Origin of the sequence: Microbacterium sp. EF45047 (assembly GCF_028472845.1) — a bacterium.
Taxonomy (GTDB): domain Bacteria; phylum Actinomycetota; class Actinomycetes; order Actinomycetales; family Microbacteriaceae; genus Microbacterium; species Microbacterium neungamense.
The window spans coordinates 2,530,306-2,551,932 of the sequence record NZ_CP069429.1; the positions used below are offsets into that span (position 1 = coordinate 2,530,306).

The following is a 21,627-nucleotide window of genomic DNA, read 5'->3' on the forward strand; positions in this document are numbered from 1 at the left end:
AACGCCACAACCCCGACATGCGCTACCGCATGTCGATCACCCCGGTGCCCACCTCGATCCGCGAGGTGCGGGCGGCCATCGCGGCCAGCAGCGGCATCGGCGATGCCGCCTGGCGCGCCCAGTGATGCACCCGCACGTAGGCGCCGTTCACGCCGATCTCGTCGGCGCCCTCCGCGATCTCGATGGTCTGGCGCAGCATGTCGCCGGCGGTGCGCGTGACCGAACCCGGCACGTCGGCGTAGTGCCCGAAGGAGAGGAATCCGAAAGCTCTCATGATCTATGCGAACGCATACAGCACGCCAGGCATTCCGCTCAGGATGCCGGGACGAGGATCCCGTCGAGCATGAGGGTGCGGATGCGGGGCTCGAGATCCGCCCACAGTTCGGGCAGCGGCACGTCGAACAGCTCCGCGAGCGCCGCGGCGATCTGCGACACGGTGAGCTCGCCGTCGCACGCTCCGACGAAGGCGGCCAGCGCGGGGTCCACCGGCACCGTGCGCGCGAAGCCGCCGCCCTGGCGCAGCTCGATGACGCTCGGGTCGTCCTCCCCCGGCAGGTGGTGGCGGGCCTCGGTCACGTCCGCCGCGACGTGCAGCACGGACGGGATGCCCGAGGCGAGGAGGTCGTGAGCGGCGAGGCCGTCGCGAAGCGCCCGTCCGACGCCCGACACCGGCTGGGCGACGTGCTCGAAGCGCCGCAACGGCGCGGCATCCGTCGCGGTGGGGCGGCGAAGGAGGATGTAGCCGAAGCCGACCGCGGTGACGCCGCGCTCGGCGAAGTCGTCCAGCCAGGCGGTGAGCAGGGTGACGAAACCCGGGTCGCGCGGCAGCATGCCGCCGTCGCGGATCCAGAGCTCGGCGTACGCCAGCGGCGACAGCTCCTCGCGCTCGACCACCCAGGCGTCCAGATCGTCGGCGACCCAGGTCGCGACGCGGTTCAGCCCGGACGCGGCGCCCGCCGAAGCGTCGATCGTCCTCGAAGCCCCCTCCGCACGCGACTCCCAGTTGCCGAGCAGCTGCGCGATGCCGCCGGGAGCCAGGTGCGCGGGCACCTCGCGGACGAACCGCTCGACGAGGGCGTCCCCGACGAGCCCGCCGTCGCGGTACTCGTAGTTCGGCACGCCGGATGCCCGCGGCGTGATCACGAACGGCGGATTCGACACGACGAGGTCGAACGCCTCCCCGGCCACCGGCTCGAACATGCTGCCGTGCCGGAACTCGATGTTCCGCACCCCGTTCAGCTGCGCGTTGAACGCGGCGTATGCGAGAGCGCGCTCGGAGACGTCGGTCGCCACCACCGTGCCGGCACGCCGGGAGACGAGGAGGGCCTGGATGCCGCATCCGGTGCCGAGATCGAGGGCGCGATCCACTGTGATCGGCACGAGGATCTCGGCGAGCGTGCGCGAGGCGCCGCCGACGCCGAGGACGTGGTCCGCCGGCAGCGCACGCCCCAGCGCGACCTCGTCGAGATCGCTCGCGACCCACCATTCGCCCACGCCGTCGGCGTCCACGAAAGACTGCGGCCGGATCACCGCCAGTGGCACCACCTTCGCGCCGTCGATGCGCGCCAGACCCAGGGCGGTGAGCCCGTCGACGCCCAGCCGCTGCAGGGCGCGCTCCACCGCGGCGAGCGGTTGCGGCATGCCGAGCACGAACAGCCGACCCAGGGTCGGCAGCGGATCGTCGCGCAGCGCCAGCGCCCGCAGGATCGGCTCGCGCAGTCCGCGGGCGAGCGCGTCGTCGGCCTCCGCGCCCCACAGTCGGCGAAGCGGATCGGAGCGGAAGTCGCACGCGTCGAGATCGGCGGCGAGCGCGAGGGCGAGCCGTTCGTCGGGGCGGGGCTGAGCACGGTCCGGCACGGCCGTCACTCTACGCGCCTTCAGGGTTTCGAGGGGCGTGCCGCCTAGAATCGGGACCGTCGACACTCACCTCCCCGGGGTGTTCGAGGAAGATCCTATGACCGCGACCATCCCCCGATCCGGCCTGCGCACGCGCGCGCAGCGGCTGCTGAGCCGCCTCGCGGCGGTGCTCGTCGTCGGCGGGATCGTGTTCGGCGGCACCCCGGCGGTCGCCGCGACCGAGGAGGACGAGACCGCGGATGCTGCGACGGCGCAGATGCACCTGAACGCCGGCACCACGGTCACCGCCGGAGCGCCGATGCTCGCCACGGTCACGCTCGAGACGCCGGCCGGCACGACGCTCAGCGCGGGCAGCATCCGGCTCGAGATCTCCCGCACCCCGCTCGCCGATGGCGCCGCCCTCGACGCCTGGCTCGACGAAGGGTCGACGGATGCCCGGCTCGACGCCGTCGCCGACCAGCCGACCGCCGCGGTGGAGGAGGGGTCGACCTCGTCCTCGAGCATCGTGGTGTCGACGGCCGACCTCGGCCTCAGCGCACCCGGCGTGTACCCGGTGCGCGCGACGCTCACCGGGTCGACGGCCGACGGCGAGGGCGATCCCATGCCCGCGGAGCTGACCGCCACCACGGTCGTCACCGTGCCCCCGGCCGCCGCGCCCGCCGTCGCGGTGATGGTGCCGATCACGGCCACGCCCGAGGACGGCTCGCTGCTCACCGCGGACGAGCTCGCCGAGCTCACCGAGCCGGAGGGCGCGCTGACCCAGCAGCTGGACGCGGTGAGCGGCACGAGCGCCGTCATCGCGGTGGACCCGGCGATCGCGGCATCCGTCCGTCGGCTCGGCACGCGCGCACCGGCGTCGGCCGTCGACTGGCTGGCCCGTCTGGAGGCCCTGCCGAACGAGACGTTCACGCTGCTCTTCGCCGATGCGGATGCCACGGTGCAGGCGCAGACCGGCCGGCCCGCGCTCCTCGAGCCCGGCGACCTCACGGCGCTGCTCGACCCCGCCGACTTCGCCTCCGCATCGCCGACCCCGACGCCGTCGCCCTCCGCGACGCCGGGGACGGATGCCGACGACCCGGCGCTACCGGACGCCGCCGAGCTCACCGCCATCCGCGGCGCGGACCCCGGCATCCTGTGGCCCACGGCCGACGTGACCGACGGCGATCTGGCCGCCTTCGGCGCGTACCTCGGCGACCAGGTCGCCACGGTGCTGCCGTCCACGTCCGTGGACGGGTATGCGGGCGGGCACGCCGCGGTGGGCGCGCGCGAGCTGCTGGTGACGGATGCCCGGGCCTCGGCCCGGCTCTCCGCCGCGGTGGAGGAGACGGAGGATGCCGTGCGCGACCGCGATCTGGCCGCCGCCGCCGGGCATCTTTTCTTCGCCTCCGGTTCCGGGGCACCGGTGCTGGTCGGCCTCGACCGCTCCGAGACCCGCACCGCGGAGGCGCTGCGCGCCGCGCTCACCAGCATCGCCACCCCCGGTGCCGGCCTGGCCGCGGTCCGCTCCGCCGCGCCGGCCGCGGTCAAGCTCACGGGTGAGCCGGATGCCGAGCGGAAGGCCGCCCTGACCGCACTGCTCGAGGACGAGCAGAAGCTGGTCCCGTTCTCCTCCGTGCTCGAGGAGCCGGAGCTGATGCTGGTGCCGGAGCGCATCCGGATCCTGCGTCTCACCGGCGTGGGCCCGACCGACGAGGAGCTCGCCGTCGCGCTGCAGACGCACCGCGAGTCCACCCGTGCGACGCTGGGCGCGGTGAGCATTCAGAAGCCGTCCGCGATCCAGCTGTTCACCGCGGCGGCGCCGCTGCCGGTGTGGGTGCGCAACGACCTGCCCTGGCCGGTGCGGGTGACGCTCACCACGCAGCCCAGCGACCCGCGGCTGAAGGTGCAGCGCACCACCGAGGTGAAGGCCCTCGCCGCCAGCAACACGCGGGTGACCGTGCCGGTGGAGGCCCGGGTCGCCAGCGGAGAGCTGCGGGTGGAGTTCCGCCTGCACAGCCCGACCGGGGTGCCGATCGACGTGCCGCAGTCCGCGCGGGTGACGCTGCGGGCCGACTGGGAGGGCATCGGCCTGGTCGTCCTCGGCGGCATCATCGTGGTGCTGCTCGGCCTGGGCGTGCTCCGCACCGTGCTGCGCAAGCGCCGGGAGGCGCGGCAGGCGGAGGAACCGGCACCCGGGAACCCGCCGGGAACCTGACGTCACCCGCCCGGTCGCGGGAATGCCCCGCCGTTACCATGGGTTGAAGCAGGCGATGCGGGGAGCGCCCCGTGACAAGGAGAGCACATGCGTCAGGTCATCATCATCGGCTCCGGCCCCGCGGGATTCACGGCGGCCATCTACGCCGCACGCGCGAACCTGAAGCCGCTGCTCATCGCCAGCTCGGTCGAGGTCGGCGGTGAGCTGATGAACACCACCGAGGTGGAGAACTTCCCCGGCTTCCCGGAGGGCATCCAGGGCCCGGAGCTGATGGCCAAGATGCAGGAGCAGGCCGAGAGGTTCGGCACCGAGGTCGTCTACGACGACGTCACCGAGCTCGAGGTCGCCGGCCCGGTGAAGAAGGTCACGCTCGGCAGCGGCACCGTGCACGAAGCCCGCACCCTCATCTACGCGACCGGCTCGGCCTACCGCAAGCTCGGCGTGGAGGGCGAGGAGCGGCTGTCCGGCTACGGCGTGTCGTGGTGCGCGACCTGCGACGGCTTCTTCTTCCGTGAGAAGACGATCGCTGTCGTCGGCGGCGGCGACTCCGCGATGGAGGAGGCGACCTTCCTCACCCGCTTCGCCTCGAAGGTGTACGTCATCCACCGCAAGGACACCCTGCGCGCCTCGAAGATCATGCAGGAGCGCGCCTTCGCGAACGAGAAGATCGAGTTCATCTGGAACACGGAGGTGCAGGAGGTCCTCGGCGACACCGCGGTGACCGGCGTGCGGCTGCGCTCCACGGTCGACGGATCGCTGCGCGAACTGCCGCTGGACGGCCTGTTCGTCGCGATCGGCAACGACCCGCGCACGCATCTCGTGCACGACAAGCTCGAGCTGACGCCCGAGGGCACGATCCGGGTGGACGGCCGCTCCTCGCGCACGTCCGTGCCGGGTGTGTTCGCCGCCGGCGACGTCATCGACCCCACCTACCGCCAGGCCGTCACGGCCGCCGGCTCAGGCACGGTCGCCGCCTTGGACGCCGAGCACTTCCTCGCCGACCTGGAGGACTCATCCGTCGAGGTCCCGGCCGCCGAGGCCGCGGAGATCATCACCGCCTGACCCGCGGGGAACACATCCCGCCCGACGGCTGTTGTAGCAGGCGTCAACCGATACCGAGCAAGGAGATTCCATGACCGCCAAGGCAACGAGCCAGGCCACCTGGGAGCAGGACGTGCTCCAGGCCGAGGGACCCGTGCTGGTCGACTTCTGGGCGGCGTGGTGCGGACCGTGCCGCATGGTCGCGCCGGTGCTGGACGAGATCCAGGCCGAGAACCCCGACAAGATCACCATCCTCAAGCTCAACGTGGACGAGAACCCCGAGCTGGCGATGAAGTACCAGATCACCTCGATCCCCGCCATGAAGGTGTTCCAGGGCGGCGAGGTCAAGACGACGATCATCGGCGCCAAGCCGAAGTTCGCCCTCGAGCAGGACCTCGCGGACTTCCTCCGCTGACCCGGCCTTTCCGGTCGTTGAGCGAACCCGCCGCGGGCGGGTGAGACGAAACGCCCTTCCGAAGCCCGTCGCCCCTCCCGGCGGCGGGCTTCGTCGCGTCGGGATGCCGTCAGCCCAGCATCCGCCAGACCGTGGGGGTCAGCTCCGGGTACTCCAGGGCGATGCGGCGCAGGATGCCGTCGTTCCAGCCGCGATCGCGCACGTTCCCGCCCCGGGCCGCGACGACGTCCGCGCGCAGCAGCAGCACGACGAGCTCGTCGACCGAGGGGATCTCGGACATGAAGTCCCACGGGTCCTGCCCGTGCCGCAGCCGCTCGTGCACCAGCACGGCGCGCTCGTCGCCGGCCTCGGCGCGGAGCACCTCCAGGCTGGCGCGGCGGGGGAACGGGGTCACCGTTCCAGCCTAAGCGCGACCGCGGACACGAGGGCCGCGGAGGCAGGGGCGATCACCGACGCTCGGCCACCGGCACGGCGGCGACGGATGCCCGCTCGATGAACCGCGTCTCCAGCGTGTGCAGACCGCCGGGTGCCGCCTCGCCGTCGATCGCCGCGAACAGCACTTCGGCCGCGCGGGTCCCGAGCGCCAGCATCGGCTGCTCGATCATCGTCAGCGGCGGCTCCATCACGGCCGCCCAGGAGCTGTCGTCGAACCCGATCAGCGAGACGTCCGCGGCCACCCGCAGCCCCGCCTCGCGCAGCGCGCGCAGCGAGCCGGTCATCGCGTCGGTCTCCGTGCAGAACAGCGCCGTCGGCGGGTCGGGCAGCGCCAGCATCCGCGCCACCTCGTCGCGGGCGTGCTCCTCGGTCTTGGCGCCGACCATGACGAGATCGGCGTCGTACAGGATGCCGGCGTCGTCCAGCGCGTCCAGGTACCCCTGCAGACGCTCGCCGTCCGTCCACAGGTTGCGCGCCGCAAGCTCGACCATCTCGCGACGGCGGCGCGGCCGCTCGTCGACCGGCGGTCCCCAGACGAACCCGATGCGGCGGTGCCCGGCGTCGATCAGCCGCTCGACCGCGCTCCGCGCCGCGGCGCGGTTGTCGATCACGACGGCGTCGACGTCCAGCCCGGGCACGGCGCGGTCGACGAGCACCACGGGGATCCCGTGCCCACGGGCCTGCTCGAGGTGGTCGGCGGATGCCGCGTCGAGAGCGGTCGACGCCACGATGATCCCGTCCACGCGCTTGTCGATGAGCACGTTCGTCGCCGCGACCTCCTCCGCCAGCTCCTCGTAGGTGCTGATCACCAGCGTGTCGAAGCCGCGCGCCCGCGCGGCGTCAGAGATGCCCCGCACCACGCCGCCGAAGAACGGGTTGGCGATGTCGGCGACGATGACGCCGATGGTGTGGCTGACCCCGGTCGACATGCTCCGCGCGAGCGCGTTGGCCCGGTAGCCGATCCGCTCGGCCGCCGCCAGTACGCGCTCCCTGACCTCCGGGCTGACGTAGCCGTATCCGCCGAGGGTGCGTGCCGCCGTGGAGCGGCCGACGCCGGCCTCGGCGGCGACCTCGGAGATGGTGGGCGGAGCGGAGCGCTCGGATGTCATCGCTCTCGCCCCCTTCCCCGTGCTCACCACATGTTAGCCGTGACGGGTTCACCGCTCGGCCGGCCGCGCTCGAACGCCCCCTCGACGAAGCACTGGTCGTGCGCGGCATCCGCCCCGGCGTGCAGCGCCGCCTGCAGCGCCTCGCCGGACGGGATGCGGTCGCGCCGCCACCCGGCACCGTGCAGGGACACCAGGAACCCGGCGAGGAAGGCATCCCCGCATCCCATCGTGTCCACGATTCCGGCGCCGTCCGGGATGAGCCGCGCCGGGGCGGTGCGGCGGATCCGCCCGTCCGTGACGAGCGCGCCGTCCGTGCCGCGCGTGCCCAGTGCCAGCCCGGCGCCGCGCGCGATCGCCTCGTCGAGGAGCGCGAAGGCGGCGTCCTCGTCCATGCCCGCGCAGGAGAGCAGCACGAGATCCGCGTGCGGGGCGATCCGGTCCAGGTACGCCGGCTCGCGGAACTCGGCCTCGCTGGAGAGGTCGTAGCTCACCAGGACGTCGTGACGGCGCAGCCGGGGAAGCTGCGTCTCGGTGCGCGAGTACACGCTGGAGTGCACCAGGTCGAAGCCGGCCGCGTACTCCTCACGGCCGTCGTCGAGATCGATGGGCTGGCGGACGGTCACGCCGCCGCCGTTCCAGCCGAGGAAGACGCGCTCCCCGTCGACGACCCGCAGGGAGGAGACCCCCGACTCCCCCCTGCGGACCACACTGCGCGGCGTGGGCACTCCGGCGTCCTCGATCGACGAGCGCAGGAACCTCCCGCGCTCGTCGTCTCCGAACACCCCGAGGTACTCGGCCTCCGCGCCCAGGCGGTGCGCGTACACGGCGACGTTGACGGCGTTCCCTCCGGGGTACTCGACCGCGCGATCCAGGAAGCGGTCGACGATGTTGTCGCCGAATCCGAGCACTCGCATGTCCGTCCTCCCGCGCTCAGTAGGCCATCACGCGGTAGTAGCGGCGCAGGTCGAGCGAGTGGTCGCGCACGCGCTCGAGGTGCTTGCTCACCCGGCCCATCACGGTGTCCAGCACGATCGGGGCGATCAGCGCACGGTTCTCCGCGCTGAAGCCCTCCAGCGCGTAGTCGCGGGTGTCGAATACCGTCACATCGTTGGAGATCCGCTTCGCGAACGCCTCGGCGCGATCGGTGAGCGGACGGGTGCGGTCCTCGCCCTGGAACACGATCACGGCGGTGTCCTCCTCGAGCAGCTCGAGCGAGCCGTGGAAGAACTCGGCGCTGTGTACGCGGGTGGTGCGCAGCCACTGCATCTCCTCGAGGATGCACATCGAGTACAGGTACGTGAAGGCCCAGATCGGGCCGCCGCCGGTGAGGAAGTAGTAGTCGGTGTCGCGGTGCGCCTCGGCGAACGCCTCGGCGACCGGCTCGGCCTGCTTGGCCACCTCGACGAGCACGTCGGGCAGGTTCACCAGCTCGTCGGCCAGCGAGGCGTAGCCGTCGAACTCGCCGCGGCGCTCCAGCAGCCGGCCCACGAGGAGCAGCAGCTGCATGTCGAACGGCCAGGTCTTCGGCTCGGAGACCAGCGCGTGGTCGACGCCCAGGGCGATCGGCGACTCCGGGTAGCCGGTGAAGGCGATGGTGGTGGCGCCGGCCTCGCGGACGTACTCGATGGCGCGCACGACGTCCTCGGTGGTGCCGCTCACGGAGGTGAACACGGCGGCGGTGCGCTCACCGAGCAGGGCGTCCCCGGCGAGCACGAGCTCGGCGGCGATCGCGGCGCGGATGGGCATGGTGGAGCGCTCACGGGCGAGCAGCTCGTACGGCCACATCTGGGCGTACGTGCCGCCGGCGCCGACGAGCAGGACGTTGTCGATCCCCTTGGCGAGCAGGTCGTCGACGAGCTGCTCGATCTGGGGGCGGAGGGCGACGGCGCTGGCCGTCTGGGTGCGGAATGCGGTCTCGTCGAAGCCGAGCATCATTGATCCTTTCGCGAGGGCGGGGCCCATCGTATGTGGTACCGGTACCAGGTCGGGATCATGCTGACACACCGCAGTGGATTCGTCAACGAACGCTCGAATTCTTGCGGTTCTCTGGCCGGATGCTGAGAAGTTTCCGCTCTGGTCTGGTACCGGTACCAGGTTTTCGGCTACACTCGCCAGCCAAGGCATGCACCGAAAATCCAACGGCGGATCGGTGGCCGCGACCCGCGGCAGGCGGACCGCCCCCTCAGAGAGGCAGATCATGCGCAGAACACGCACCCTCGCGATCGTCGCGACCGCCGCGGCGACCGCTCTCGCGCTCACCGGCTGCGGCGGCAGTGCCCCGCAGCCCGTGGCGGACGTCAGCGAAGAGCCGGTCTTCGAAGGCACGCTCTCGATCCTCACGAAGTTCGCCGGGGAACCGCTCGAACCGTACTTCGAGGATCTCGCGGCGGCGTACGAGGCCGAGCATCCGGACGTGGACATCGAACTCATCCAGGAGACCGACCAGTCCATCAAGGACAAGACCAAGACGCTCACCGCCTCCCAGGCCCTCCCGGACATCTTCTTCACGTGGACCGGCAACTGGGCGGAGAACTTCATCAAGGGCGGTCTCGCCGCCGACCTGAGCGAGGTCATCGCGCCGGGCACCGAGTGGGGCGACCGCTTCGGCGAGGCTTCGCTTTCGGCGTTCCAGTACGACGGCAAGTACTACGGCATCCCGCTCTACAACAACGGCAAGTTCATGGGCTACAGCAAGGCGGCCTTCGCGAAGGCCGGCATCGAGGTGCCGACCACCTTCGAGGCCCTGATCGAGTCGTGCGCACCGCTGCGCGCGGCCGGCTACGAGCCGATCGCCTTCGGCAACAAGGACGGGTGGCCGGCGCTGCACTACCTGCAGCAGCTGTTCGCGTACAACGTCCCGGCCGACGTGCTCGAGGCCGACTTCGACCCGGAGACGGCGGAGTGGACGCACGAGGGGTACGTGCGATCGCTGGAGCAGTTCAAGACCCTGGTCGAGGAGTGCACCGACACCGGCAACGGCACCAACGGCGTGCTCTACACCACCGCCCAGGAGGCGCTGGCCGGCGGACGCGCCGCCATGTACTACCAGGAGGTGCTCGAGTTCGACAGCGTCACCGCCGAGGGCGCCACGGTGACCCCGGACGACTTCGGCATCTTCGCGCTCCCCGTGCCCGCGGGCGCCGAGGGAGACCCGGGGGCCATCGAGGGCTCGCCGGAGGGCTACCTGATCAACGCGAAGTCGCCCCGCGCGGCCCTCGCCGTCGACTTCATGAAGTTCGTGACCGAGCTCGAGAACGCCAAGACGCTCTCCTCCCCGCCCTACGGCCAGCCCAGCGCGGTCATCGGCGCGGTCACCGAGGAGACCTCGAGCAAGGCGGTCTTCGAGGGGATCACCAAGGTGAACGAGGCATCCGACCTCGTCGTCTGGCTCGACACCGTGACCGTGCCGGAGGTCGCCGACGCGTGGCTCGCCGGCGGCGAGGCGCTGATCAGCGGCAGCGCCACCCCGGAAGAGGTGCTCGAGAGTGTTCGCGCAGCGAACGACGACGCGAAGTGACGTCCCGTCGGGGGCCGGTTTCCGCCGGCCCCCGACCGTCACCGAGGTCATCGTCACCGCCGACCGCCGCCGGCCGGCGGGGGCGGGGCGCCCCGGCCGAGCCGCGCGACCGGGCTCGGCAGCGAACGCTCCCGCCCGCAGCGGCCTGAAGCGGCTGGCCGGGCTCGCCTGGGTGCTGCCGGCCCTGGTCGTGCTCGCCGTGTTCGTGTACCTCCCGCTGGTGCAGAACCTGGCCTTCTCCACGCAGGAGTGGGACATCTACTCCGGGGCATCCGAGTTCGTCGGGCTGGAGAACTACGAGAAGCTCGTCGGCGACCCGGTGTTCTGGACCGCCCTCGGCAACAACGTGCTGTACGCGCTGCTGTCGATCGTGTTCCAGGTGGCGGGGGCGCTCGTCCTCGCCGCGATGATCGAGAGCCTGCGCAGCATCCGCTGGCGCAAGGCTCTGCGCGCCATCTACTTCGTCCCGTCCGCGATCTCGCTGACCGTCGCCGGCCTGCTCTTCTACTTCATCTACGAGCCGCGCCTGGGCATGCTGAACCACCTGCTCGACGGGCTCGGCCTCGGCGCTCTGGCGCAGCCGTGGCTCGGGCAGGAGTCCACCGCGATGGTCGCGATCATCGCGATGAGCCAGTGGCAGGGCTTCGGCTATTCGACGCTGCTGTTCGCGGTGGCGATCCAGCGGATCCCGTCGGAGCTGTACGAGGCCGCCGCACTCGACGGCATCGGCCCGATCCGCCGGTTCTTCCATGTCACGGTGCCGCTGGTCCGCGAGATGACCGGGCTGATGGTCATCGTCACGATCTCCGGCGCGTTCCAGGTGTTCAACGAGGTCATGGTGATGACCAGCGGCGGTCCCAACAACTCGACGCAGGTGCTGGCCACCTGGCTGTACCGCAGCGGATTCGTGCGCAACGACTTCGGATACGCGGCGGCGATCGCCACCGTCATCTTCGCGGTGACCCTCGCCATCGCGCTCGGCCAGCTCTGGTACACGCGCCGCAGAAGGGTGGAGTTCTGATGACCCGCACCGGATTCCTCGGCGCCGTCGGGCGCCTGTTCGTCTGGTCGTTCCTGCTGGCGCTCGTCGTCGTGGTCGCCTATCCGCTGCTGTGGATGGTGATGAACGGGTTCAAGACGAACGCCGAGCTGTTCGGCAACCCGTTCGCCCTCCCCCTGCAGCTGGACTGGGAGAACTACGCCGACGCCTGGAACCGCGGCGTCAGCGACTACCTCACCGCGAGCATCCTGGTCACGGTGACCTCGACCGTCGCCACCGTGTTCATCAGCGCGTGGGCCGCGTACGGGCTCACGCGGGTGCGGATGCCGTTCGGGCGGGTCGTCTCCGGGCTGATCCTCGGCGGCCTGATGCTCGCCCCCGCCGTCGCGCTCGTGCCGCTGGTGCGGATGTTCCAGGCGATGGGCCTGTACAACACGTTCTGGGCGCTGCTGATCCTGTACACCGCGTTCCGCATCCCGTTCACGACGTTCCTCATCCGCGCGTACATGATCGACCTGCCGCGCGAGGTGGACGAGGCCGCCGAGGTGGACGGTGCGAGCCGCTGGACGACGTTCTGGCGGATCACGCTGCCGATGTGCAAGCCGATCATCACCTCGACGATCATCCTGCACGTGCTCTTCGCGTGGAACGAGTACCTGTTCGCCATGGTGTTCACCAGCGGCACGGAGGTGCAGACCCTCCCCGTTGGTCTCACCAGCCTGATGAGCAAGCACGGCACGGACTATCCGGTCGTGTTCGCGGGCATGGTGGTCGCGGCGCTGCCGGTGATCGTGCTGTTCTTCGCCAGCCAGCGGTACTTCATCAAGGGCCTGTCGGAGGGCATCGGCAAATGACCGCGCCGCTCATCGACCGGATCACCGGGTCGAACTTCTCCTACCAGCACCTGCCGCTGGAGCGCTGCTTCGACGACATGGCAGCCCTGGGGCGCTCGCACGTGGAGCTGTGGGGCGTCGCCCCGCACGCGCACGTGCCGTGGCTCACGGATGCCGAGGCCCGCCGCATCCGTGACGCCGCCGAGGCGCGCGGCATGCGCATCGCCTGCTTCACCCCGGAGCAGGTCGCCTACCCGGTGAACATCGCCTCGCCGTCGCCGCGGCTGCGCGCCGAGAGCGTGGCGATGTTCCGGCGCGCGGCCGAGATCGCGGTGCATCTCGGCGCCGGCATGCTGTTCCTCACCGCCGGTCGCGGCGGGGAGGACGAGGAGACGGATGCCGGATGGGCGCGCGCCGCCGGGGCGCTGCGCGAGATCGCCGAACATGCCGGCGCGCTCGGGCTCGAGTGCGTGCTCGAGCCGCTGCAGCGAGTGGAGTCGAACCTGGTGAACACGGCCGCCGATGCCGCGCGGATGCTGGCCGACGTCGGCGCCGGGAACCTGGGCGTGGCCCTGGACACCGTGGCCGCCGCCGTCGCGGGCGACAGCGTGGACGACTACTTCGCGCAGCTCGGCGACCGGGTGCGGCACGTGCACCTCATCGACGGCGCGCCCGCCGGGCACCTCGCGTGGGGGGACGGCGAGCTGCCGCTGGACGGGATCGTCGCGGCGCTGGAGCGCCACGGGTATGCCGGGCTCGCGACCATCGAGCTGTTCGGCGACGGCGGGTACGCCCTGGACCCGAGGCCGGCGGTCGAACGGTCCCTCGCCGCGGTCGCGGAGGCGTCGGGCCGGGGCTGAGGGGCGGCTGACGGACGGGCTGAGGGGCGGAGCTGAGGGGCGGGCTGAGCGCGGGGCATCCGCCGCCCACGACCTCCTCAGTGCCGCACCACGACGACGGACTCGGTCATGTCCTCCAGCGACTTGCCCTTGGTCTCACGGACGAACCTCCACACGAACAGCAGCGACAGCAGCGCGAACGTGGCATACAGGCCGTACGCGAGCCCGAGGGAGAGATCCTTCAGCCCCGGGAAAGACACCGTGATCACCCAGTTGGCCACCCACTGGCCGCCCGCCGCGAGGGAGAGCGCCGCCGCCCGCATCCGGTTGGGGAACATCTCACCGAGGAGCACCCACACGACCGGGCCCCACGACATGCCGAACGCGATCACGAAGAGGTTCGCCGCGACAAGGGCGATCGGACCGGACGCACCCTCGAGCACGGGGGCGCCGTCGACGATCGGCGACGTGCCGAAGATCACCGCCATGGTGGCGAGGGTGACCGTCATGCCGATGGATCCGATGATGAGCAGCGGCTTGCGCCCGAAGCGGTCGACGGTGGCGATCGCGATGAGGGTGGTGAGGATGTTGATGGTCGCGCTGATCACCGTGATCACGAACGCCTGCGACTCGTCGAAGCCGACGGCCTCCCAGAGGATGTTGGAGTAGTAGAAGATCACGTTGATGCCGACGAACTGCTGGAAGATCGACAGCAGCAGACCCACCCAGACGATGCCGGCGATGCGGCCGGACGGGGACTTCAGGTCGCGCCAGGACGGGGTCGTCGAGCGCTCCATCGTCTCCCGGATGCGGACGATGGTCGTCTCGATCTTCTCGGGTCCGAGCAGTCGGGAGAGCACCTCGCGCGCCTCCTCCACACGATGCGTGGCGACGAGGTAGCGCGGCGACTCGGGGATGGTGAGGGCCAGCCCGCCGTAGATCACCGCCGGCACGGCCATCGCCAGGAACATCCACTGCCACGCGTCCAGCCCGAACCAGAACGGCTCGCTGGATCCGCCGGCCGCCAGCGCGAACAGGAAGTCGACGAGCAGGGAGATGAAGATGCCGGTGACGATCGCGAGCTGCTGCAGGGATGCCAGGCGGCCGCGGATGCGGGCCGGGGCGATCTCGGCGATGTAGGCGGGGGCGATGACGGATGCCATGCCGACGCCGAGCCCGCCGATGACGCGTCCGACGACGAGGATCCACAGCTCCGGGGCGAGCCCGGTCACCAGCGCGGAGACGAGGAACAGGACGGCGGCCACCTTCATCACTGCCAGGCGGCCCATCCTGTCCGCGAGCCGCCCTGCGATCACGGCGCCGACCGCCGCGCCGAGGAGAGCGGATGCCACCGCGAAACCGAGCGAGACCGGGTCGGCCTGGAACTCCCGCTCCACCGCCGCCACCGCGCCGTTGATCACCGCACTGTCGTATCCGAAGAGGAATCCGCCGAGGGCCGCGACGATCGCGATGCGGACGACCCCCGCCTTACGACCGTCGTCGGCCTCGTCGTCGTAGACCGGCTCCTCGAGGGGAGCTCCGCCGTGTGCCGCCATGGTGCGCCTCCGTTCGTGCACGGACACCGGTGGCCCCGGCGTCGCTGCCGTGTCCTCCGATCACACACCCACGGATGCGGCGGAGGCAAGGGAAACGCCCGATTGCGACGATCCGGGAGTCCCACCGGGACGCGTCCGTGTCAGCCGCGGCGGACGGGACTCAGGATGCGCCGTAGCCGTCCTCGCCCAGCTCGGAGAGAATGCGGTTGAGATCCTGGATCGACGCGAAATCGATCTTGAGCTGGCCTTTTCGTGCACCGAGAGTGATCTGTACACGGGTGTTGAGCCGGTCGCCGAGGCGGTTCGAGACCTCGTCGAGGTAGGCGCGGCGGGCTCCGGGCTGGGGGCGAGGGGTCGCCCCGGGTGCGGCGGGGAGGGCCTTGGCGGCCTGCTCGGCGGCGCGGACGGAGAGGTCCTCGTTCACGATCTTGTCCGCCAGGCGCTGCATCTGCTCGGGGTCCTCCACCGAGAGGATGGCGCGCGCGTGCCCAGCGGAGAGGACTCCGGCGGCGACGCGCTGCTGCACGGGGACGGGCAGCTTGAGCAGGCGGATGGTGTTGCTGATCTGCGGGCGGGAGCGGCCGATGCGGGTGGCGAGCTCCTCCTGGGTGATGCCGAAGTCCTCGAGGAGCTGCTGGTAGGCGGATGCCTCTTCGAGGGGGTTCAGCTGCGAGCGGTGCAGGTTCTCCAGCAGGGCGTCGCGGAGCAGGTCCTCGTCGGCGGTCTCGCGGAGGATCGCGGGGATGGAGTCGAGGCCGGCCTCCCGGGCGGCGCGGGTGCGCCGCTCCCCCATGATGAGTTCGTAGGCGCCGTCCGCGTTGCGACGCACCACGACGGGCTGCAGCACGCCGAACTCGCGGACGCTGTGCACGAGCTCGGACAGGTCGTCCGGGTCGAAGTGGGTGCGCGGCTGCCGAGGGTTGGGCACGATCTCGCGCGGGTCGACGTGGATGAGGCGGACGCCGGGGACGGCCGCGAGCTCGGCATCCGACTCCGTGACAGCGGGAGCGGCGTCCTCGGCGACCTTCGTGGCCTCCGCCGCCTTGGCGCGCGGTGCCCCGGGGAAGAAGACATCGACGGGACGTTCCGCCTGGTCAGCCGTAGGAATGAGCGCCCCGATACCCCGTCCGAGTCCTGTTCGCTTCGCCATCATCGCTCCTTCTTCTGCAGGCCGGCGGCCTGCGGTGTCTGCTGTTCCGCCATGCCGCGGCGGGCGATCTCGACGGCGGCCTCGCGGTAGGCGACGGCGCCGGCGGATGAGTTGTCGTACGCGATCACCGTCTGCCCGAAGCTCGGCGCCTCGGAGACGCGGACGGACCGTGGGATGACCGTGTGGAGGGTCTGCTCCGGGAAGTGGCTGCGCACCTCGTCGGCGACCTGCTGTGCGAGGCGGGTGCGGGCGTCGAACATGGTCAGCAGGATGGTGGAGAGGTGCAGCTCGGGGTTGAGGTGCTTCTGGATCATCTGGATGCTGCCGAGGAGCTGGCTCAGTCCCTCGAGCGCGTAGTACTCGCACTGGATGGGGATGAGCACCTCGGATGCCGCGGTGAACGCGTTGATCGTGAGCAGGCCGAGCGACGGCGGACAGTCGATGATCACGATGTCCATCGGATGCTCGCGCAGGTAGGTCTCGAGGGCGCGGCGGAGCCGGAACTCGCGCGCCACCTGGGACACCAACTCGATCTCGGCGCCGGCGAGGTGGATCGTGCTGGGGGCGCAGAAGAGCGTGTCGCCCTCGGGGCTCTGCTGGACGATGTCGGCGAAGGGGGCGTCGTCGATGAGGACGTCGTAGACCGAAGGGGTGTCGGCGGTGTGGGTGACACCAAGAGCGGTGGAGGCGTTGCCCTGCGGGTCGAGGTCCACGACGAGCACTCGCCCGCCGAGTTGGGCCAGAGCGGAGGCCAGATTTACGGCGGTCGTGGTCTTGCCGACGCCGCCCTTCTGGTTCGACACGGTGAGGATCCGCGTGTCGCCGTCGAAGTCGACGGTGATGTTCTGGAGCGCCCGGCGTCGAGCGGAGAGGTCGGCGAGTTCGCGTGCGAGGGGGGTGTCCATCCCGAAGTCGTCGTTCGGCGATGCCTTGTCGGGTTGTTTCACGTGAAACATCCACTCCTTCCGGGACCGCCTCCCACTCTAACCCGTCCCGTACCGCCCGTTGAGCGAGGAGCGCAGCGACGAGACGAAACGCCCTGCCCCCCGGTCGTTGAGCGAGGAGCGCAGCGACGAGACGAAACGCCCTACCCCACCCCCGGTCGTTGAGCGAGGACGCCCCCAGGGCGCCCGAGACGAAACGCCCCTTCCGACGTTGCATCGTCCACCACAGATCCGCCGTTTCACGTGAAACGCCGCACATCCCGGCAACCCCTGTGGAACACCCGCTCCCCCCGGACCCCGCCTCCCTATCGTTGCGGCATGGTCGGATACACCTACATCCTCCGCTGCGCCGACGGTACCTTCTATGTCGGCAGCACGAACGATCTCTGGCGTCGTATCGAGACGCATGCCCAGGGCCTGGGCAGCGCCTACACCGCGAGCCGCCTTCCGGTGGAGCTGGTCTGGTGGGAGGAGTTCGCACGCATCGATGAGGCGTTCCGCTGGGAGAAGCGCATTCAGGGTTGGAGTCACGCCAAGCGCCAGGCATTCATCAACGGCGGCATCGACGCCATCCGCGGCTGGAGCGCTCGCCACCGCCCCGGCCGTTGAGCGAGTCGCGAAGCGACGAGACGAAACGCCCTCGCCCCCGGAGTTGCCCCAGCCCGCAAGGCGACCGAGACGAAACGCCATCCGTCACCCGAACGCGTTTCGTCTCGCTACGCTCGCTCAACGACCGAACTACCCGTCGGCCGTTGAGCGAGGAGCGAAGCGACGAGACGAAACGCCCTGGCCCCGAAGCTGCCCACCATCGGTCGTTGAGCGAGGACGCCCGCAGGGCGACCGAGACGAAACGCCATCCGTCACCGGAACGCGTTTCGACTCGCTGCGCTCGCTCAACGACCGAACTACCCGTCGGCCGTTGAGCGAGGAGCGAAGCGACGAGACGAAACGCCCCCGCCCCGGTAGACCCCGTTTCGACTCGCTGCGCTCGCTCAACGACCGAGAAGGCGACGCCGTTTCACGTGAAACGTCTACCCAGGGAACTCGTTTCGTCTCGCTACGCTCGCTCAACGACCGACGTGAAACATTCGCCGGGGAGTTCGTTTCGTCTCGCTACGCTCGCTCAACGACCGAGAAGGCGACGCCGTTTCACGTGAAACGTCTACCCAGGGGAACTCGTTTCGTCTCGCTGCGCTCGCTTAACGACCGGGACAGTCCGTTTCACGTGAAACATCCGGTTTCGGTCAGGCGCGGACTCGGGCGCGGACGACGCGAGTGGTCTCGGTGAGGACGCCTTCTCCGAGAACCTCGATGCGGACGTCAGTCACCTTGTGCTTCTTGAGCACCTTCTGCGCAGCCTCGATCTCGGCCGGCACATTGTGTCCCTTGAGGAGGATCAGTTCGCCCCCGTCTCGGACCAGCGGCGCCGTGATCGGAATGAGCGTCCGCATCGCGCTCACCGCCCGCGCCGTCACGATGTCGAACTCCAGGCCCACGTCCTCAGCGCGTGAGCGCATCACCGTCACATTCTCCAGGCCCAGTGCATCGACCTGCTCATTGAGCCAGGTCACGCGGCGATCCATCGGTTCGATCAGCGTCCAGGTCACGTCCGGCCGTGCGATCGCGAGCACGAGACCGGGAAGACCCGCACCGGAGCCCACATCAGCCACCGAACCGTGGAAGAGCGGTGCGGCGATCGCCGAGTTCAAGACGTGCCGCGTCCAGAGGCGGGGGAGTTCCAGCGGCCCGATCAGGCCGCGGAGCTCACCCTCGGCGGCCAGGGACGCGGTGAAGCGCCGGGCGAGGTCGATACGGTCGCCGAAGAGGGATGCCGCGGCGGAGGGTTCCGGTTCGACGGCGGGGGATTGCTCGTCGGACATGCGGGGATCCTTCCGTGGGGGCTGTCTGGGGTGCGTTTCGTCTCGCTGCGCTCGTTCAACGGCCGGGACGGGGCTCACTCAACGACCGGGACCGCGACGGGACCGAGACAGCGAAGCGTCAGCGGCGGGAGATCACCGTGTGGCGATCGGCGCCCTCGCCGTACGACTCCGACATAAGACCGCGCTCGGACACGATGTCGTGCACCAGCTTGCGCTCGTAGCTGGACATCGCCGGGAGGGACGCCTGCGAGGCGCCCTCGTCCAGTTTCGCCACCGCGGCGTCGACCAGCGCTTCCAGCTGCCGGCGCCGGGCATCCCGCGATCCGCCGATGTCGAGGATCAGCCGGGAGAACGCGCCGGTCTTGTTCTGCACCGCAAGCCGGGTCAGCTCCTGCAGGGCCTGCACCGTCTCAGGGGCCGAGAGAACGCCGAGGCCATCTCCCTCCGCCTCGACGGACACATATGCGCGACCCTGCCGGACGTCCAGCGTCAGATCACCGTCGATGTCGGCGATGTCGAGGAGCTCCTCGATGAAATCCGCCGCGACATCGCCCTCGTGCTCGAGCTGCTCGAGCGTCGACTCGGTCGCCAGGTCCTCGGTGGTCATCCGTTGCCGCCCTTCTTCTTCGCACGCTTCTTGCTCATCGGCTGCTCGCGCTTCGGCGCCTGCGCCTTGGCCCGCTCGGCCTCCTCGAGCTTGCGCTGCTGCTCCGCCTCGTACACCGCGATCGGGACGACCTTGCCCTGGGCGTTGATCGCCTTGCCTTTGCGCGCCAGGCGCTCCTCGCGCGCCTTCGCCGCCTCGGAGCCCGGGGTCGGCATCTCGCGGATGACGAGGAACTGCTGGCCCATGGTCCACAGGTTCGAGATGAACCAGTACACGACCACGCCGAGCGGGAAGAAGATGCCCGAGAAGATGAAGCCCAGGGGCAGCACGTAGAGCATGATCTTCTGCATCTGGTAGGCCTGGCCGGTCTTGGCCTCGGGCGACAGGTTCTTCGAGATGATCTGCAGCTGCGTGATGAACTGCGACACGATCATCAGCACCACCAAGATGGCGAGGATCGTGATCGCCAGCGTGTTCTGGTTCTCCCACGCGACGCTCAGCGTCTCGTGCAGGGACACGCTGCCGAACAGGCGCGCGTCGTAGAACTCCTGCGTCAGCTCGTTGTTGAGCAGGCCGACACCGCTGAAGTCGGGGTTGTCGCGGATCTTCTGCACGTCGACCAGCACGCTGTAGAGCGAGAAGAAGATCGGCATCTGGATCAGCAGCGGAAGGCAGCTGGAGACAGGCGTCGTGCCGTGCTTCTTGTACAGCGCAATCGTCTCGCGGCTCATCGCCTCGCGAGAGAGCTGATCGCGCTTGCCCTTGTACTTCTCCTGAACTTTTCGCAGCTCAGGAGCGATTTCCATCATCTTACGCTGGCTCTTGATCTGCTTCACGAACAGCGGGAACACCGCTGCGCGCACCACGATCACCAGTCCGACGATCGCCAGCACCCAGGTGACGCCGGCGGCCGCGGGCAGGCCCATCAGAGTCAGCAGCGCGTGCCACGCGACGAGGATGAGCTCCACGACCCACTTCAGCGGCCACAGGATCAGGCCGAACAGATCGAACCCGCCGCCGGAACTCGGCGCGGGGGTGGAGGTGCTTGCGAGCAGAAGGTCAAGACCCACTGTTCAGTCCTTTCGAGCAGGTACGACGAAGCCCGTCGGCGTCAGGTCGTATCGGAAGTGAGCATGCGGGCGGACATCGTCGATGCCGCCCCTGCTCCATGGGTTGCAGCGCAGAACCCGCCACGCGGAGAGCGCCGCCCCCCGCACGGCGCCGTGCTGCTGAACCGCTCCTACAGCGTACGCGGAACAGGACGGGTAGTAACGACACACGTCCCCGTACAGCGGCGAGATGACGGCGCGGTACGCGACGAGGAAGGCGAGCGCGAGATTGCGGGGGATGAGCGGGATGCTGCGCAGCAGATCCCCCGGGTGCAGGTGCGCCGTGCCGAAGGCGTAGGAGGGCAGGGCGCTCATGACCGCTCCGCGCCCTGCATCCGTCGCAGGCATCGCGCGACATCCGCGCGCAGCTCGGCGAAGTCGGCGGTGGCGGATGCAGGAAGGGCACGGATGACGACATCCGTGCCCTCCGGGACCGTGTCGCGCAGCTCCGCGCAGATCGCCTTGAGGCGTCGGCGGACCGTGTTGCGGACGACGGCGGTTCCCACCTGCTTGCTGATGATGAACCCGAACCGGGGTGCTCGCTGCTCGGCGCCGGCCAGCATGGACGTGACCAGGCGCGCGCCGCCGCATCGCGTTCCGCGTCGGACCACCTGGCGGTAGTCGGTGCCGCGGGTCAGACGATTCGGCCGGGCGAGCACAGGGGGTTACGCCGAGAGTTCGGTGCGGCCCTTCGCGCGGCGGGCCGAGAGGATGGCACGGCCGGCGCGGGTGCGCATGCGGGCGCGGAAGCCGTGCTTCTTGGCGCGACGACGGTTGTTGGGCTGGAAGGTGCGCTTGCTCATGAGGATCACTCCGGAACGTGGGTGTCACCGGGGTCTATCTTCCGGAGACAGGGGAACTGCCCAAATGGGCATAAGTCAACCGATTAAGAGTACGTCCCGCGTCCGCGCAGGGCAAATCCACGCCGGGATGCCGTCGCCTGGCCCGGACGTTTCGCACAGCCATTATCCACATCTGTGGAGACGACGCCGGATGACGACACACCCGCGTCTTTCCCGGGACAGGTTGCCAATCCGGGCGCCGATGACTACCGTGGCATCCGAAGTTATCCACAGGGGGAAGACGGCGTCGCCTGGCGACTCATCCACAGCCGCGCCCCCGTATCCCCGCCCGGAGCGCC

At 70.0% G+C, this 21,627-nt stretch carries 22 protein-coding genes and 1 pseudogene; 8 read left to right on the forward strand and 15 right to left on the reverse strand.

Annotated features, from left to right (window positions below; all coding sequences use genetic code 11):
• Positions 1-25: 25 nt before the first annotated feature.
• Positions 26-274 (reverse strand): annotated as a pseudogene (locus JRG78_RS12425) (LLM class flavin-dependent oxidoreductase); the annotation flags it as partial.
• A 38-nt stretch (positions 275-312) separates the two neighbouring features.
• Positions 313-1,866, reverse strand: a complete 1,554-nt coding sequence (locus tag JRG78_RS12430; protein WP_272653442.1) for a DUF7059 domain-containing protein — start codon at positions 1,864-1,866, stop codon at positions 313-315.
• Between the two features lie 88 nt (positions 1,867-1,954).
• Between JRG78_RS12430 and JRG78_RS12435 the strand changes: the two genes are divergently transcribed.
• The 3 genes from JRG78_RS12435 to trxA all read left to right on the forward strand — a co-directional run bounded on the left by JRG78_RS12435 (position 1,955) and on the right by trxA (position 5,507).
• The gene (locus tag JRG78_RS12435) at positions 1,955-4,051 is read left to right on the forward strand and encodes a DUF6049 family protein (protein ID WP_272653443.1); all 2,097 of its coding nucleotides are present in this window, start codon (positions 1,955-1,957) and stop codon (positions 4,049-4,051) included.
• Between the two features lie 87 nt (positions 4,052-4,138).
• Positions 4,139-5,113: a thioredoxin-disulfide reductase gene (gene trxB, locus JRG78_RS12440; RefSeq protein WP_272653444.1), complete on the forward strand. Its 975-nt coding sequence runs from the start codon at positions 4,139-4,141 to the stop codon at positions 5,111-5,113.
• Between the two features lie 70 nt (positions 5,114-5,183).
• A complete protein-coding gene (gene trxA, locus JRG78_RS12445; RefSeq protein WP_259606968.1) occupies positions 5,184-5,507 on the forward strand; it encodes a thioredoxin in 324 nt (107 codons plus the stop codon).
• A gap of 109 nt (positions 5,508-5,616) precedes the next feature.
• On the opposite strand, the gene JRG78_RS12450 is transcribed toward trxA, so the two are convergent.
• From JRG78_RS12450 to JRG78_RS12465, 4 genes are read right to left on the reverse strand one after another with little or no spacing between them, the layout of a single operon-like run.
• Entirely contained in the window at positions 5,617-5,901 is a 285-nt protein-coding gene (locus JRG78_RS12450) for a tryptophan synthase subunit alpha (RefSeq protein WP_259606970.1), read from the reverse strand.
• A gap of 52 nt (positions 5,902-5,953) precedes the next feature.
• On the reverse strand, positions 5,954-7,051 hold the full coding sequence (locus tag JRG78_RS12455) for a LacI family DNA-binding transcriptional regulator (protein WP_272653445.1): 1,098 nt from the start codon (positions 7,049-7,051) through the stop codon (positions 5,954-5,956).
• A gap of 23 nt (positions 7,052-7,074) precedes the next feature.
• The gene (locus tag JRG78_RS12460) at positions 7,075-7,965 is read right to left on the reverse strand and encodes a PfkB family carbohydrate kinase (protein WP_272653446.1); all 891 of its coding nucleotides are present in this window, start codon (positions 7,963-7,965) and stop codon (positions 7,075-7,077) included.
• Positions 7,966-7,981: 16 nt separating this feature from the next.
• On the reverse strand, positions 7,982-8,986 hold the full coding sequence (locus JRG78_RS12465) for an SIS domain-containing protein (protein WP_272653447.1): 1,005 nt from the start codon (positions 8,984-8,986) through the stop codon (positions 7,982-7,984).
• A gap of 262 nt (positions 8,987-9,248) precedes the next feature.
• Between JRG78_RS12465 and JRG78_RS12470 the strand changes: the two genes are divergently transcribed.
• From JRG78_RS12470 to JRG78_RS12485, 4 genes are read left to right on the forward strand one after another with little or no spacing between them, the layout of a single operon-like run.
• The gene (locus JRG78_RS12470) at positions 9,249-10,568 is read left to right on the forward strand and encodes an ABC transporter substrate-binding protein (protein WP_272653448.1); all 1,320 of its coding nucleotides are present in this window, start codon (positions 9,249-9,251) and stop codon (positions 10,566-10,568) included.
• Positions 10,537-11,589 (forward strand): carbohydrate ABC transporter permease, encoded by a 1,053-nt coding sequence (locus JRG78_RS12475; RefSeq protein WP_272653449.1) that lies wholly within the window; start codon positions 10,537-10,539, stop codon positions 11,587-11,589. Before JRG78_RS12470 ends, JRG78_RS12475 begins: the two co-directional genes overlap by 32 nt.
• Entirely contained in the window at positions 11,589-12,422 is an 834-nt protein-coding gene (locus JRG78_RS12480) for a carbohydrate ABC transporter permease (RefSeq protein ID WP_272653450.1), read from the forward strand. Before JRG78_RS12475 ends, JRG78_RS12480 begins: the two co-directional genes overlap by 1 nt.
• On the forward strand, positions 12,419-13,261 hold the full coding sequence (locus tag JRG78_RS12485; protein WP_272653451.1) for a TIM barrel protein: 843 nt from the start codon (positions 12,419-12,421) through the stop codon (positions 13,259-13,261). Before JRG78_RS12480 ends, JRG78_RS12485 begins: the two co-directional genes overlap by 4 nt.
• Before the next feature lie 77 nt (positions 13,262-13,338).
• On the opposite strand, the gene JRG78_RS12490 is transcribed toward JRG78_RS12485, so the two are convergent.
• The 3 genes from JRG78_RS12490 to JRG78_RS12500 all read right to left on the reverse strand — a co-directional run bounded on the left by JRG78_RS12490 (position 13,339) and on the right by JRG78_RS12500 (position 16,902).
• Positions 13,339-14,796 (reverse strand): sugar porter family MFS transporter, encoded by a 1,458-nt coding sequence (locus JRG78_RS12490; protein WP_259606977.1) that lies wholly within the window; start codon positions 14,794-14,796, stop codon positions 13,339-13,341.
• Between the two features lie 160 nt (positions 14,797-14,956).
• Positions 14,957-15,946: a ParB/RepB/Spo0J family partition protein gene (locus JRG78_RS12495; protein WP_272653811.1), complete on the reverse strand. Its 990-nt coding sequence runs from the start codon at positions 15,944-15,946 to the stop codon at positions 14,957-14,959.
• Positions 15,946-16,902, reverse strand: a complete 957-nt coding sequence (locus JRG78_RS12500; protein ID WP_272653452.1) for a ParA family protein — start codon at positions 16,900-16,902, stop codon at positions 15,946-15,948. The genes JRG78_RS12495 and JRG78_RS12500 overlap by 1 nt, the downstream gene beginning before the upstream one ends.
• 306 nt (positions 16,903-17,208) lie before the next feature.
• On the opposite strand from JRG78_RS12500, the gene JRG78_RS12505 reads away from it, so the two are divergent.
• Positions 17,209-17,499, forward strand: a complete 291-nt coding sequence (locus JRG78_RS12505) for a GIY-YIG nuclease family protein (RefSeq protein WP_272653453.1) — start codon at positions 17,209-17,211, stop codon at positions 17,497-17,499.
• A gap of 635 nt (positions 17,500-18,134) precedes the next feature.
• Here JRG78_RS12505 and rsmG read toward each other — a convergent pair.
• From rsmG to rpmH, 6 genes are all read right to left on the reverse strand, one after another.
• Positions 18,135-18,770, reverse strand: coding sequence for a 16S rRNA (guanine(527)-N(7))-methyltransferase RsmG (rsmG, locus tag JRG78_RS12510; RefSeq protein ID WP_259606981.1), 636 nt, complete (start codon positions 18,768-18,770; stop codon positions 18,135-18,137).
• Between the two features lie 118 nt (positions 18,771-18,888).
• Positions 18,889-19,377 carry a Jag family protein gene (locus JRG78_RS12515; RefSeq protein ID WP_259606982.1) on the reverse strand — a complete coding sequence of 163 codons (489 nt, stop codon included), beginning with the start codon at positions 19,375-19,377 and terminating at the stop codon, positions 18,889-18,891.
• The gene (yidC, locus tag JRG78_RS12520) at positions 19,374-20,447 is read right to left on the reverse strand and encodes a membrane protein insertase YidC (protein WP_272653454.1); all 1,074 of its coding nucleotides are present in this window, start codon (positions 20,445-20,447) and stop codon (positions 19,374-19,376) included. The genes JRG78_RS12515 and yidC overlap by 4 nt, the downstream gene beginning before the upstream one ends.
• Before the next feature lie 3 nt (positions 20,448-20,450).
• Positions 20,451-20,801 (reverse strand): membrane protein insertion efficiency factor YidD, encoded by a 351-nt coding sequence (gene yidD / locus JRG78_RS12525; protein ID WP_259606985.1) that lies wholly within the window; start codon positions 20,799-20,801, stop codon positions 20,451-20,453.
• Positions 20,798-21,097 (reverse strand): ribonuclease P protein component, encoded by a 300-nt coding sequence (gene rnpA, locus JRG78_RS12530; protein ID WP_432806420.1) that lies wholly within the window; start codon positions 21,095-21,097, stop codon positions 20,798-20,800. Before rnpA ends, yidD begins: the two co-directional genes overlap by 4 nt.
• Positions 21,098-21,151: 54 nt before the next feature.
• Positions 21,152-21,289, reverse strand: coding sequence for a 50S ribosomal protein L34 (rpmH, locus tag JRG78_RS12535; RefSeq protein WP_022879826.1), 138 nt, complete (start codon positions 21,287-21,289; stop codon positions 21,152-21,154).
• Between the last annotated feature and the right edge of the window lie 338 nt (positions 21,290-21,627).

Excerpts from the sequence above, each read along its gene's own strand:
- JRG78_RS12435 (WP_272653443.1), top strand. The coding sequence starts at position 1,955 with ATGACCGCGACCATCCCCCGATCCGGCCTGCGCACGCGCGCGCAGCGG.
- trxB (WP_272653444.1), top strand. The coding sequence starts at position 4,139 with ATGCGTCAGGTCATCATCATCGGCTCCGGCCCCGCGGGATTCACGGCG.
- trxA (WP_259606968.1), top strand. The coding sequence starts at position 5,184 with ATGACCGCCAAGGCAACGAGCCAGGCCACCTGGGAGCAGGACGTGCTC.
- JRG78_RS12455 (WP_272653445.1), bottom strand. The coding sequence starts at position 7,051 with ATGACATCCGAGCGCTCCGCTCCGCCCACCATCTCCGAGGTCGCCGCC.
- JRG78_RS12460 (WP_272653446.1), bottom strand. The coding sequence starts at position 7,965 with ATGCGAGTGCTCGGATTCGGCGACAACATCGTCGACCGCTTCCTGGAT.
- JRG78_RS12465 (WP_272653447.1), bottom strand. The coding sequence starts at position 8,986 with ATGATGCTCGGCTTCGACGAGACCGCATTCCGCACCCAGACGGCCAGC.
- JRG78_RS12470 (WP_272653448.1), top strand. The coding sequence starts at position 9,249 with ATGCGCAGAACACGCACCCTCGCGATCGTCGCGACCGCCGCGGCGACC.
- JRG78_RS12480 (WP_272653450.1), top strand. The coding sequence starts at position 11,589 with ATGACCCGCACCGGATTCCTCGGCGCCGTCGGGCGCCTGTTCGTCTGG.
- JRG78_RS12485 (WP_272653451.1), top strand. The coding sequence starts at position 12,419 with ATGACCGCGCCGCTCATCGACCGGATCACCGGGTCGAACTTCTCCTAC.
- JRG78_RS12490 (WP_259606977.1), bottom strand. The coding sequence starts at position 14,796 with ATGGCGGCACACGGCGGAGCTCCCCTCGAGGAGCCGGTCTACGACGAC.
- JRG78_RS12495 (WP_272653811.1), bottom strand. The coding sequence starts at position 15,946 with ATGGCGAAGCGAACAGGACTCGGACGGGGTATCGGGGCGCTCATTCCT.
- JRG78_RS12500 (WP_272653452.1), bottom strand. The coding sequence starts at position 16,902 with ATGTTTCACGTGAAACAACCCGACAAGGCATCGCCGAACGACGACTTC.
- JRG78_RS12505 (WP_272653453.1), top strand. The coding sequence starts at position 17,209 with ATGGTCGGATACACCTACATCCTCCGCTGCGCCGACGGTACCTTCTAT.
- rsmG (WP_259606981.1), bottom strand. The coding sequence starts at position 18,770 with ATGTCCGACGAGCAATCCCCCGCCGTCGAACCGGAACCCTCCGCCGCG.
- JRG78_RS12515 (WP_259606982.1), bottom strand. The coding sequence starts at position 19,377 with ATGACCACCGAGGACCTGGCGACCGAGTCGACGCTCGAGCAGCTCGAG.
- yidD (WP_259606985.1), bottom strand. The coding sequence starts at position 20,801 with ATGAGCGCCCTGCCCTCCTACGCCTTCGGCACGGCGCACCTGCACCCG.
- rpmH (WP_022879826.1), bottom strand. The coding sequence starts at position 21,289 with ATGAGCAAGCGCACCTTCCAGCCCAACAACCGTCGTCGCGCCAAGAAG.